Source organism: Kitasatospora sp. NBC_00374 (assembly GCF_041434935.1).
In the GTDB taxonomy this organism is placed as follows: Bacteria; Actinomycetota; Actinomycetes; order Streptomycetales; family Streptomycetaceae; genus Kitasatospora.
Genome location: NZ_CP107964.1, coordinates 5,659,373 through 5,671,879, shown reverse-complemented (window position 1 = coordinate 5,671,879; position 12,507 = coordinate 5,659,373). Strand labels below are relative to the sequence as shown.

The window sequence follows — 12,507 nt, the reverse complement described above, 5'->3', positions numbered from 1 at the left end:
AGCGCGGGCGGGTGGGCCCGCGCTGCCCGGTGGCGGTCGGCTACTGCGGCCAGGCCGCGTCGATGTCGGCCGCCACCTTCGGGATGGCCTGTCCCTCGGCGAACCAGGCGGTGAGGGCCTTCCACTCGGCGCCCGCGCCGACCGCGGCCGGCATCAGGTCGGAGCCGTCGAAGCGGAAGGTCGCCGCCGGGTCGGTCAGCGCGTCGGCGGAGAGCCGGTCGATCGGGTCGGTGTAGAGGCTCTTGTCCACGCCCTGGTTGGCCGAGACCCAGCCCTGGGACACCTTGACCCGGCTGCTCGCCCAGTCCGCGCTGGAGAGGTAGTTCTGCACCGCCTGCACCTCGGGCCGGCCGGCGAAGGCGGTCAGGAACTCGCCGCCGCCCTCGACCGGGTTGGTGACCGACGGGTTCACGGCCGGGAGGTGGAAGGCGAAGATGTCGCCGTCCGGGCCGATGGTGGTGCCCTGCGGCCACTGCGCCCGGTAGAACGAGGCCTGCTGGAGCATCCAGCACTTGTTGGTGAGGATCGGCGCGCCGGCGTCCTGGAAGGTGGTGGTGGCGATCGACTTCACGTCACCGATGCCGCCGTTGACCCACGCCGGGTTCTGCATCCAGCCGGCCACCGTCTGCATGGCCCCGGTGATCTTCGGGTCGCCGAACTTGACCTGGTGGTTCACCCACTGGTCGTAGACCTCGCCACCGTGGGTACCGAGGACGACCTCCTCCAGCCAGTCGGTGGCGGGCCAGCCGGTCGCCGTACCGGAGCCGATGCCGCCGCACCACGGCTTGCCGCCGCCCGCCTTGGCGATCCGGTCGCTGAGCGCCATCAGGTCGGCCCAGGTCTTGGGCGCCTCGTAGCCGGCCTGCTTGAAGGACTTCGGCGAGTACCAGACCAGTGACTTCATGTTGGCGCTCATCGGAGCGGCGTAGAAGGTGCCGTTGACCGAGCCGTAGGTCTTCCAGACCGGGTTCCACTTGTCCTCGTTGGCCACGGTCTGGGCCGGCGGCTTCACGACTTTACCGGTCTTGACCATCTGGGCGAGCAGGCCCGGCTGCGGGACGATCGCGAAGTCCGGCGCGTTTCCACCGGCCACCCGGACCGGCAGCTGGGATTCGAAGTCTGGGGAGCCCTCATAGACGATCTTGATGCCCGTACAGGAACTGAACTCGGACCAGGACTTCTCCAGCGAGTCGGACTCCGGGCTGCGAATCGATGCGAACATCGTCACCTTGGTACCGGAGTGGCCCGCATAGGCCTGGTACTTGGCGCAGTCGCCGGTCAGCGGGGAGGCGTCGGCGACGCCGCCGCCCTTCCCGGAGCTGCCCGAGCTGTTGGAGCAGGCTGCGGTAAGTACCAAGGCGAGAACGGCCGGTGCGGCAAGCAGGCGGCGGTGACGCAAGCCGGTCATCGGTGTCCCCCGGTCGCGGTCAGGGTGGTGGTCAATGAGTCCTCCTTGCCAGGGCATGGGCATGCCAGCAGTAAGACAGAACAACACTGCGCTGAACCGGAGATTGTCTACCCAGCGATCGCTGGCTTTTAGACGTTAACCCACAGGTCATTCAGCGCCAAGGTGCGCGTTCGACCTTCACCCGCCAGTGCCTCAGTCGTGACAAGGCTGTGCTGGAGGACCGGCCACATCCGGCCCTCCAGTGCGCTACCGCGGGTCCACCGCGCCCGCGGCGGCCGCCGGCAGCCGCGGCTCAGAGCCGGACCGGCAGTTCCCGCAGGCTGTTGACCACCATCGACGGACTCGGCCGCAGGTCGCCGTCCTCGACCGCCAGCGCCAGGTCGGGGAAGCGCGCGAACAGGGCCGGCAGCGCGACCCCCGCCTCCAGCCGGGCCAGCGGCGACCCCGGGCAGACGTGCGGGCCGTGGCCGAAGGACAGGTGCCGGATCGGGTCCCGGGTGACGTCGAACAGTTCCGCCGTGACCCCGTGCTGGGCCGGGTCCCGCCCGATCGCGTTGTACGAGATCAGCACCGGGTCGCCCTGCGGGATGACCTCGTCGCCCACCTTGATGTCCTCGCTGGCGAAGCGGAACAGGAAGTTGCTGGTCGGCGGCGTCCAGCGGAGCGACTCCTCCACCACGGCCGACCACTCGACCCGGCCCGAGCGCACCAGGGCCAGCTGGTCCGGGTGGGTCAGCAGGGCCCGGACCGCGTTGCTGATCAGGTTGACCGTGGTCTCGTGGCCGGCTGCGATGATCACCCGCAGGGTGGCCGCGGCCTCGGCGTCGCTCAGCGCACCGCCCTCCACGTCCGCCGCCAGCAGGGCGCTGGTCAGGTCGTCACCGGGCTCCGCCCGGCGGGCCGCCACCAGGTCCGCGACGAAGGCGGTCAGCGCGGCGATGGTCGCCGGGACGTCCGCCGGCTTGGTGGTGCTGCTGAAGAAGCGCTCGTACAGCTCGCGGATGTAGGCGTGGTCCCGCTCGGGCACGCCCAGCAGCCAGCCGATCACCGACATCGGCAGCGGGAAGGCGAAGACCGTCTTCAGGTCCACCACCGGTCCGGCCTGCTCCAGGTCGTCCAGCAGCCGCGCGGTGATCTCCTCGATCTTGGGCCGCATCAGCTCCACCCGGCGCGGGGTGAAGGCCTGCGCGACGATCGCCCGCAGCCGCCGGTGGTTCGCGCCGTCCGTGGTCACCATGGACGGGCCGGGCACCGCCAGGCCGATCAGCGGCCAGGTCTTCGGCACCTCGCCGCGCTGGTACGCCGCCCAGTGCCCGGCATCCTTCACCAGCCGCTGGTCGGTCAGCAGCTCCCGGGCCTCCGCGTGCCGGGTGACCGCCCAGCCGCGCACCCCGCCGAGCAGCTCCACCGGTACCACCGGCCCGGCCGCCCGCAGCCGGGCACCCTCCGCGACGTTGTCGCTCGCCAACGGGTCCATCATGATCGGGGCAGTCATCCGCTCACTCTCCAGCAGTCGGCATTCGGCAGTCGGGTCGGTCGGCGGTCCGCGGGGGTCGTTCGGCGCGGCGACCGGTCCGGATCCGGTCGGTCAGTCCGTGACGTAGCCCGGCGTGAACGCCACCGGCAGCGCGACCAGTGCCCGCACCCACGCGGACGGCCGCCAGACCAGCGCGCTCTCGGACACCGCCAGCCGCAGGTCCGGAAGCCGGTCGAGCAGGACCTCGATCGCCGTGGTCGCGATCACCTCAGCGGCCTCGCGCGCCGGGTGCGGGCAGCCGTGGTCGCCGTAGGAGAAGCTCAGGTAGGCGCGGTTGCCCTCGGCCGGCCGGCCGTCGTCGGGCCGGACCGCCGGGTCGGCGTTGGCGCCCGCGAAGCCGAGCAGGACCATGTCCCCCTTGTTGATCTTCTGCCCGCCGAGCTGGGTGTCCCTGGTCGTCCAGCGCCCCGCGAAGATCTGGGTCGGGGTGTCCTCCCAGAGCGCCTCCCCGAGCGCCTGGCCGATCGAGCGCCGGCCGCCCGACAGCGAGGCCGCGAACCGGTCGTCCGTCAGCATCAGCCGCAGCGCGTTGGAGATCCAGTACGCGGTCGTCTGGTGGCCCGCGATCAGCAGCACCCGCAGGTCGCGCATGATCTCGTCGTCGGTCAGCGCGGCCTCGTGCGCCACCAGGGCCGAGGTGACGTCGGCGGCCGGGTGCTCCCGGCGCTCCTGCACCAGCTGCAGCATGACGGCCAGCAGGTCGACCGCGCCGGCCTGCGCTCCCGGCCCGCCGTCCACCATCGCCACCAGCGCGCGGATCAGCCGCGGCGTCTGGGTGTCGTCGAGCCCGAACATCCGGCACAGCGCCAGCAGCGGCACCTGGTGGGCGTACTCGGCGACCAGGTCCGCCTCGCCGCGGCCCGCGAACTCGTCGATCAGCCGGTCGGCGATCTCCTCGCAGTACTTCTTCAGCTCGTACGCGTCCACACCCGTCAGCGCCTCGTCCACCGCCGCCCGGCGGCGCTGGTGCTCGGTGCCCTCCGCGTACATCACCGACGGGGCCGAGGTCATCATCGGCCGCAGCGGCCAGTCCTCGGGGATGCTCGGCCAGGCGTGCCAGCGGTTGGAGTCCCGCCCGAACACCTTCGACTGGCTGGTCACCAGCTGGAGTTCGCGATAGCCCATCACCAGCCAGGCCGGCACTCCCCCGGCGAGCTCGACCGGCGCCACCGGGCCGTGCGTCGCCCGGAGCTCCTGGTAGACCTGCGCCGGGTCGGTCTGGAACCGGGGACCGTACAGCGGGGCCGCACCGGCATGCGCCGGGCATCCCGGCGGCGGGGTGATCGCGGGCTCGGTCACGGGGTCTCCTCCACAACGACTCTCTGGGCTTCGGCCAGCCGGTGCAGGTGCCGGACCAGCTCGATCAGCACCTGCTTGCTCGACTCCCGGCTACGGGCGTCGCAGTCCACCAGCGGGACGTGGTCGGGCAGGTCCAGCGCGGCCCGGACATCGGCCAGGGTGTGCTCCGGGCCGTCGAAGTTGTTCCGGGCCACCACGAACGGCGTCCCGTGCTGCTCCAGCCGGTCGATGGCGTACCAGGACTCCTCCAGCCGGCGGGTGTCGACCAGCACCACCGCGCCCAGCGCACCGGAGAACAGCCGGTCCCAGAGGAACCAGAAGCGCTCCTGCCCCGGGGCACCGAACAGGTAGAGGACGTTCTCCGCGTTGAGCGTGATCCGGCCGAAGTCGAACGCCACCGTGGTCGAGCGCTTGTCCCGGACCGCGGAGAGGTCGTCGATGCCCTCGCCCGCCCGGGTCATGGTCTCCTCGGTGTTCAGCGGACGGATCTCGCTCACCGAGCCCACCAGGGTGGTCTTGCCGACCCCGAAGCCGCCGACCACCACGATCTTCAGGGCGTTCTCGGCGGTGCTGCGCAGCGGCACGCGGCCGGGGCGCCGCAGGGTGTCAGAGCTGTTGGAGACCATGCAGCACCTGCTTCAGCATGTCGAGATCGGGCAGCCGGGCCTTGTTCGGCGCGAACCGGGGGTGGCGGGCGGTGACGGTGCCGGCCTCCAGCAGGTCGCCGAGCAGGATCTTCACCACGCTGACCGGCAGGTCCAGCTCCGCGGCCACCTCCACCACGGCGGTCGGGGTCTCGCACAGCCGCAGGATCCGGGCGTGCTCGGACTGCATGCCCGGTGCGGGCTCCCGCTCCGTGACGATCAGGGTGACCAGGTCGAAGGCGTGCTCCGGCGGACGGCTCCGCCCCTTGGTCACGGTGTAGAGCCGGTCCGGGTCCTCGTCGCGTCCCGGCAGGTTCCGCGGGGCGTTCACACCCCGGCCTCGATCTCGCGCGGCGGGGCGCTCAGGTACGCCCCGATCTGCTCGATCAGACCGTGCATGTTGTGCCCGACCACGCCCACGTCGGCGTCGTCCTCGGTGACCACCGCCAGGTGGGCCCCCTCGCCGGCCGCCACGATGCACAGGATGCCGCCGTGGAACTCGGTCATCGACTGCCGCACCCCGCCCGAACCGTCGCCGAACTCGATCGACGCCCCGTGCGCCAGGCTCTGCATGCCCGAGGCGATCGCCGCGAGCTGGTCCGCCTGGTCGGTACCCAGTCCGACCGTGTGACAGAGCTTCAGCCCGTCCGCCGACAGCACCAGGGCGTGCCGCGCCCCCGGAGTGCCGCTCAGCAGATTCTCCAACAGCCAGTCGAGATCACGGTCGGTGCTGCTCATCAGGAATCGTCCTTCGGGAGAGCGTCATGGGTGTCCGGCCCCTGCTGCAGGGCCTTCCGGAAGGCGCCGAACCGGGCCGCCGACAGGGCGGCGGCACCGGGGCGGACGGGCTGCGCCGCCGGAGCGGGCGCGGAGGTCTGGGTGGCCGTGGCACCGGCCAGGGTCTGCCCGCGGCGGCGCTGCGGCAGGCCGCCCGGGCCCGCGGGAGCGGTCTCGGCGGCCTCCTCCGGACGGGCCGGCTCGGGACGGGCCGGTTCCGGGCGGACCGACTCGGGGCGGCGCGGCTCCAGTACCGGGCGGGGGTCGCTGCCGCGCCGGTCCGGCGACTGGCCCGTCGTCAGCGCCTTGGCCAGCGCCGGGCTCGGATGGGTGACCAGCTGCTCCGGGATCAGCACCACCACTCCGGTACCACCCCGGGCCGACGGCCGGAAGGAGATCGACAGGCCGTGCTTGCGGGCCAGCGAGCCCACCACGGCCAGGCCCAGCCGGCTGCCGGCGGAGAGCGTGGTCAGGTCCAACGGCTCGGCGGACACCGCCTGTTCGGCCCGGCGCAGCCAGCTGCCGCCCAGGCCGAGACCGCCGTCCTCGACGGTGATCACCAGGCCGGAGTGGACCTCCTCGACGTACACGTGCACCTCGGCCGGGGGCGCCGAGAAGTTGGCCGCGTTGTCGAGCAGTTCGGCCAGGGTGTGCATCACGCCCTCGGCCGCGAAGCCCGCCACGGCCGCCGTCGACGCCGAGTGCAGGCGCACCCGCTGGTAGGCGCCGATCCGGCCGAGCGCCCCGCGCAGGATCGACTCGACGCCGATCGGCTTGGTCCACCGGCGGCCCGAGCGGGCGCCGGTGAGCACCGCGATGCTGTCGGCCATCCTGCCCACCTGCGCGGTCGAGTGGTCCAGGCTGAGCAGGTCGCCGAGCACGTCGTCGCCGTGCCGGTGCTGCATCTCGCGCAGTTCGGCGTGCATCGAGGTGGCCAGCGCCTGGACCCGGCCGGCCGCGGTGGCACACACCGCGAGGGCCGCGGCCCGCTGGCGCTCGCCGCGGCCGATCTCCTCCGCCACCGACCGCAGCAGGCCGTCGTGGGCGGTCGCCGGGCGGCCGGCCAGCACGGTGTTGACCGCGGCTCCGGAGCGCAGCCGTCCGATCACCTCGGGCAGGACCTCCTCGGCCAGCCGGGCCAGTGCGGCCCGCTCCTGGTCGGCGGTGTGGACCGCGGCGCGCAGCCCGGCGGCCTCGCTCTCGGACTCGGTCAGCGCGGTGCGCACGCTGTGCAGATCGGCGCGGTCCCGCTCGGCTCCGGCCTGGGCCTCGGCCAGGGCGGCGCGCAGGGCGGCCGCGACGTTGTGGGCGGAGTTCAGCTCGGCGTGCAGCTGGGCCGCCGAGCTCTGGAGTGACGCCACCTCGTGCTGGGCCACGGACAGCTCGGTCTCGGCCCCACGGGCCCGGCCGGCCAGCCGGGCCGCGACCAGGACCAGCACGGACCACAGCAGCACCGCCCCGCCCGCCGTGCCGGCGACGGCCGAGCGGTGTCCGGGATCGGAGCCGGCCACCGCCGCGACGGCGGCGCCCACCCCCAGCAGCAGAGCGGCGGCCGCCCCGAGCACGGTGCCGAGGTCCAGACCTTGGTACGCCGCGCGGGAGGGGCGCGTGCGAGCTCTCATCTATCTGATCCTCGGTGCAGGCGTCAGCGGCGGGCGGTCGACATCGCGCGACCGCCCGGGACGCACAGCACGGCGCGCTCCGGGGGGCTGATCAGTACACGCGGTCATCAGATCATATCGATTCAGCACACGGTCTCAACCGGCCAGTTGACGTTCCGTTGTGAAGACCCAACCCTGCGCATCCGCACAACTCCTCCGGAACACCGGTCGATCCGCTCCCCGGAGGGTCCGGATCCGGACCGGAACCACCCGGCGGACCTGGCCGGACTGCCCCGACGCCCCGACGCGCGGCACCCCGGCGCACCCGGCGCACCCGGCGCAGGACCGACGATCCGGCGTGTGAGCCGGTGCAGTGCGGTCGCCGTCCCACCGGGGTGGTGCCGCAACGCGCCCCACCCGTCCGCTGTGCGCCGCAACGCCCGGAGGGCGCCGACCTGTCGGTCGACGCCCTCCGGGTGAGTCACGGCTCGGCCGTCCTCGCACCGCGCGCCCCGGCGGGCGCGCTGCCGTCCAGGGTCAGCTGCAGCCGCTGGTGGAGCCGCAGCCCTCGCAGAGGTAGCAGCTGCCGGCCCGGCGCATCTTGGTGCCGCAGGAGAAGCAGAGCGGTGCGTCCGCGCTCAGGCCCAGCTGGATCTCCGCCAGCTCGGTGGAGTTGTGGGCCCTGGCCGGCGCCGGGGCGACCGCCTTCGGCTGCTCGGCCGCGGGCTTGGGCGCGGCCGCGAGGGGTGCGGACTGGGCCAGGCCCTCGACGTCCAGGTCCTCCTCGACGGGCTCGTAGGAGCCGGTGTCCAGGTGCCGCTGGCGCTCCTCCACGGAGTGGATGCCGAGGGCGGAGCGGGTCTCGAAGGGCAGGAAGTCCAGCGCCAGGCGGCGGAAGATGTAGTCGACGATCGACTGGGCCATCCGCACGTCCGGGTCGTCGGTCAGGCCGGCCGGCTCGAAGCGCATGTTGGTGAACTTCGAGATGTAGGTCTCCAGCGGCACGCCGTACTGCAGACCCACCGAGACGGCGATGGAGAAGGCGTCCATCATGCCCGCGAGGGTCGAGCCCTGCTTGGACATCTTCAGGAAGACCTCGCCGAGGCCGTCGTCCGGGTAGGAGTTGGCGGTCATGTAGCCCTCGGCGCCACCGACCGTGAAGGAGGTGGTGATGCCGGGACGGCCCTTGGGCAGGCGGCGGCGGACCGGACGGTACTCGACCACCTTCTCGACGACCTTCTCGACCTCGGCGGCGGCCTCGGGAGCCGCCGCGGCCGGGGTCTTGGTCTTGGCCGAGAGCGGCTGGCCGACCTTGCAGTTGTCGCGGTAGATGGCCAGCGCCTTGACGCCGAGCTTCCACGCCTCGAAGTAGATCTCCTCGATCTCCTCGACGGTGGCGACCTCGGGCATGTTGACCGTCTTGGAGATGGCGCCGGAGATCCACGGCTGGATGGCCGCCATCATCCGGACGTGGCCCATCGCGGAGATGACCCGCTCGCCCATCGCGCAGTCGAACACCTCGTAGTGCGCGGGCTTCAGACCGGGCGCGTCCACCACGTTGCCGTGCTCGGCGATGTGGGCGACGACCGCCTCGATCTGCTCCTGCTGGTAGCCCAGACGCCCGAGCGCCCGCGGCACCGTGCCGTTGACGATCTGCATCGAGCCGCCGCCGACCAGCTTCTTGAACTTCACCAGGGCGAGGTCCGGCTCGACGCCGGTGGTGTCGCAGTCCATCATCAGGCCGATGGTGCCGGTCGGTGCGAGCACCGAGGCCTGGGCGTTGCGGAAGCCGTTGCGCGCGCCGATCCGGAGCACGTCGCCCCACGTCTCGGTGGCGGCGGCCCACACCGGGGCGTCCAGCTCGTCGACCGGGACGGCGGCCGCGTTGGCGTCGGCGTGCTGCTGCATGACCCGCTGGTGCGGGGCGGCGTTGCGGGCGTAGCCGTCGTACGGGCCGACCACGCCGGCGAGTTCGGCGCCGCGGCGGTAGGCGGTACCGGTCATCAGGGAGGTGATGGCGCCGGCCAGGGCGCGGCCGCCCTCGGAGTCGTACGCGTGGCCGGTGGCCATCAGCAGGGCGCCGAGGTTGGCGTAGCCGATGCCGAGCTGGCGGTAGGCGCGGGTGGTCTCGCCGATCTTCTCGGTGGGGAAGTCGGCGAAGCAGATGGAGATGTCCATCGCGGTGATGACCAGCTCGACGACCTTGGCGAAGCGCCCGGCGTCGAAGCTGTCGTCGTCGCGGAGGAACTTCATCAGGTTGAGCGAGGCGAGGTTGCAGCTGGAGTTGTCCAGGTGCATGTACTCGGAGCAGGGGTTGGACGCGTTGATGCGGCCGGACTCCGGGCAGGTGTGCCAGTGGTTGATGGTCGAGTCGTACTGGATGCCCGGGTCGGCGCAGGCCCAGGCGGCCTCGGCCATCTTGCGGAAGAGCTTCTTGGCGTCGACGGTCTCGATGACCTCGCCGGTCATCCGGGCGCGCAGGCCGAACTCGGTGCCGTTCTCGACCGCGGTCATGAACTCGTCGGAGACGCGGACCGAGTTGTTGGCGTTCTGGTACTGGACGGAGGTGATGTCGTCCCCGCCGAGGTCCATGTCGAAGCCCGCGTCGCGCAGCGCGCGGATCTTCTCCTCCTCCTTCACCTTGGTCTCGATGAAGGCCTCGACGTCGGGGTGGTCGACGTCCAGCACGACCATCTTGGCCGCGCGGCGGGTGGCGCCGCCGGACTTGATGGTGCCGGCGGAGGCGTCGGCGCCGCGCATGAAGGAGACCGGGCCGGAGGCGTTGCCGCCGGAGGAGAGCAGCTCCTTGGAGGAGCGGATCCGGGAGAGGTTCAGGCCGGCGCCGGAGCCGCCCTTGAAGATCATGCCCTCTTCCTTGTACCAGTCGAGGATCGACTCCATGGAATCGTCGACGGCCAGGATGAAGCAGGCGCTGACCTGCTGGGGCTGCTTGGTGCCGACGTTGAACCAGACCGGCGAGTTGAAGCTGAAGACCTGGTGGAGGAGGGCGTGGGTCAGCTCGTGCTCGAAGATCTCGGCGTCGTCCGGGGAGGTGAAGTAGCCGTTCTTCTCGCCGGCGGCGCGGTAGGTCAGCACCACCCGGTCGATGATCTGCTTGAGGCTCCACTCGCGCTGCGGGCTGCCGACCGCGCCGCGGAAGTACTTGGACGTGACGATGTTCACCGCGTTGACCGACCAGAAGTCGGGGAACTCCACGCCGCGCTGCTCGAAGTTGATCGAGCCGTCCCGCCAGTTGGTCATGACGACATCGCGCCGCTCCCAGCTGACCTGGTCATAGGGGTGGACGCCAGGGGTGGTGTAGATGCGTTCCATCCGCAGGCCTCCCTTGGGAGCCTTCCCGGCGCCCTTGGCGGTCTTGTCGGACTTCGACCCGCGTGCGGAACCGCTCGTCGTGTCTGTCACTTCTGGTCCTCCTCCTGGGCAAACGCCCTAGGTGCCCCGAACCTTCCGGGCACCGCTGGTTCGCTTCTCCTGGCGTGCGGCAGCCGATCGGCCGGCCGATGTGCACGTTTTGTTCTGATCTGTGCGCGCGTTTTGGACGCACGGGGGCCCCGAAGGGCCGCAGGGCGGTGACCGACCCGCTAGGGGGCGGCGGCGGTGGCCGGCACGGGTGCGCAGTCCTCCGCGGTGACGGGCCGCTCGACGCGGAGCTCCGCGATCGCCGCCTCGAAGTCCTCCAGGCCGTCGAAGGCCTTGTAGACGCTCGCGAACCGCAGGTACGCGACGACGTCCAGCTCCTTGAGCGGGCCCAGTATGGCCAGCCCGACGTCGTGGGTGGACAGCTCGGCGCTGCCGCTGGCCCGGACGCACTCCTCGACCCGCTGGCCGAGCTGGGCCAGCGCGTCCTCGGTCACCGGGCGGCCCTGGCATGCCTTTCGGACACCCGAGATCACCTTCTCCCGGGAGAACGGCTCGGTCACTCCACTGCGTTTGATCACCATCAGCGTGGCCGTCTCCACCGTGGTGAAACGGCGGCTGCAGTCGGGGCACTGGCGGCGTCGGCGGATCGAACTTCCGTCATCGCTCGCGCGGCTGTCCACGACGCGACTGTCCGGGTGCCGGCAGAAGGGGCAGTGCACCTGAGGACTTCCTCCCTGGCGGCAAGACATCGGACTCCGCCACTCTACCGGACCACAACCTGTAGGTACGAGCGAGGAGACTAGCCACTAGATCTGGGAGTCGGGGGGCGACGCGCCGGGACGGGTCGAGATCCGCGCGCAGAGCGGAATAGACTGTTCGAGTCGAACATTTAATCGATGTACACCCAAAGCCTTGATCGAGTCAGCTAACTCCTTGATAATTCACTCGAACGTGTGTTTGGCGCAACCTTTCGATAGGTGCACCAGTTGAGCTGCACAAGGGAGTACGCCTGTCGAATGAGGGCCGCGATGAACACCGTAGAAGCAAGGACCGCCATTCCGGTGCAGGAGCGCTCGGCGCGCACCACGGACCAGAGCATGGACCACAGCATGAGCCAGAGCCAGCCGATCGAGCACGCCTCGGTGCAGGACGTGGCGCTCGTCCAGACCACCCCGCCCCGCGCCATGCCCGGCCGCCCCCCCGGCATCCGCACCGACGAGGCCGGCCTGACCGAGCGCCAGCGACGGGTCATCGAGGTGATCCGGGACTCCGTGCAGCGCCGTGGGTACCCGCCGAGCATGCGGGAGATCGGCCAGGCCGTCGGCCTGTCCAGCACCTCCTCGGTGGCGCACCAGCTGATGGCCCTGGAGCGCAAGGGCTTCCTGCGGCGCGACCCGCACCGCCCGCGCGCCTACGAGGTCCGCGGCGTCGAGGTGACCCGGCCCAACACGGCGGAGACCGCGGGGCGTCCCTCCACCTCCTACGTGCCACTGGTCGGCCGGATCGCGGCCGGCGGCCCGATCCTCGCCGAGCAGACCGTCGAGGACGTCTTCCCGCTGCCCCGTCAGCTGGTCGGCGAGGGTGAGCTGTTCGCCCTCACGGTCCGCGGCGACTCGATGATCGAGGCCGCGATCTGTGACGGCGACTGGGTCACCGTCCGCCGCCAGCCGGTCGCCGAGAACGGCGACATCGTGGCCGCGATGATCGACGGCGAGGCCACCGTCAAGCGCCTGAAGCGCGAGGACGGCAAGATCTGGCTGATGCCGCACAACCCCGCGTACGAGCCCATCCCGGGCGACAACGCGACCATCCTCGGCAAGGTCGTGGCGGTGCTCCGCCGGCTCTGACCCGACCGGCGGA

General features: G+C 71.5%; 10 protein-coding genes. 1 reads left to right on the top strand and 9 read right to left on the bottom strand.

Going from position 1 to position 12,507, the window contains the following annotated elements; translation table 11 throughout:
• Positions 1-40: 40 nt before the first annotated feature.
• The 9 genes from OG871_RS25415 to nrdR form a co-directional block, all read right to left on the bottom strand.
• Complete coding sequence (locus OG871_RS25415; protein WP_371499593.1) at positions 41-1,408, bottom strand: ABC transporter substrate-binding protein; 1,368 nt, start codon at positions 1,406-1,408, stop codon at positions 41-43.
• Between the two features lie 292 nt (positions 1,409-1,700).
• Entirely contained in the window at positions 1,701-2,903 is a 1,203-nt protein-coding gene (locus tag OG871_RS25410) for a cytochrome P450 (RefSeq protein WP_371499591.1), read from the bottom strand.
• A gap of 93 nt (positions 2,904-2,996) precedes the next feature.
• Positions 2,997-4,244: a cytochrome P450 gene (locus OG871_RS25405; RefSeq protein ID WP_371499590.1), complete on the bottom strand. Its 1,248-nt coding sequence runs from the start codon at positions 4,242-4,244 to the stop codon at positions 2,997-2,999.
• Positions 4,241-4,870 carry an ATP/GTP-binding protein gene (locus OG871_RS25400; protein WP_371499588.1) on the bottom strand — a complete coding sequence of 210 codons (630 nt, stop codon included), beginning with the start codon at positions 4,868-4,870 and terminating at the stop codon, positions 4,241-4,243. The genes OG871_RS25405 and OG871_RS25400 overlap by 4 nt, the downstream gene beginning before the upstream one ends.
• Positions 4,851-5,219 (bottom strand): DUF742 domain-containing protein, encoded by a 369-nt coding sequence (locus tag OG871_RS25395; protein WP_371499587.1) that lies wholly within the window; start codon positions 5,217-5,219, stop codon positions 4,851-4,853. Before OG871_RS25395 ends, OG871_RS25400 begins: the two co-directional genes overlap by 20 nt.
• Positions 5,216-5,626 (bottom strand): roadblock/LC7 domain-containing protein, encoded by a 411-nt coding sequence (locus OG871_RS25390; protein WP_371499585.1) that lies wholly within the window; start codon positions 5,624-5,626, stop codon positions 5,216-5,218. Before OG871_RS25390 ends, OG871_RS25395 begins: the two co-directional genes overlap by 4 nt.
• Positions 5,626-7,287 carry an ATP-binding protein gene (locus OG871_RS25385; RefSeq protein ID WP_371499583.1) on the bottom strand — a complete coding sequence of 554 codons (1,662 nt, stop codon included), beginning with the start codon at positions 7,285-7,287 and terminating at the stop codon, positions 5,626-5,628. Before OG871_RS25385 ends, OG871_RS25390 begins: the two co-directional genes overlap by 1 nt.
• 516 nt (positions 7,288-7,803) lie before the next feature.
• Entirely contained in the window at positions 7,804-10,689 is a 2,886-nt protein-coding gene (locus OG871_RS25380) for a vitamin B12-dependent ribonucleotide reductase (RefSeq protein WP_371499581.1), read from the bottom strand.
• Between the two features lie 179 nt (positions 10,690-10,868).
• Complete coding sequence (gene nrdR / locus OG871_RS25375; protein ID WP_371499579.1) at positions 10,869-11,366, bottom strand: transcriptional regulator NrdR; 498 nt, start codon at positions 11,364-11,366, stop codon at positions 10,869-10,871.
• Between the two features lie 309 nt (positions 11,367-11,675).
• Between nrdR and lexA the strand changes: the two genes are divergently transcribed.
• A complete protein-coding gene (gene lexA / locus OG871_RS25370; protein ID WP_371499577.1) occupies positions 11,676-12,494 on the top strand; it encodes a transcriptional repressor LexA in 819 nt (272 codons plus the stop codon).
• Positions 12,495-12,507: the final 13 nt, after the last annotated feature.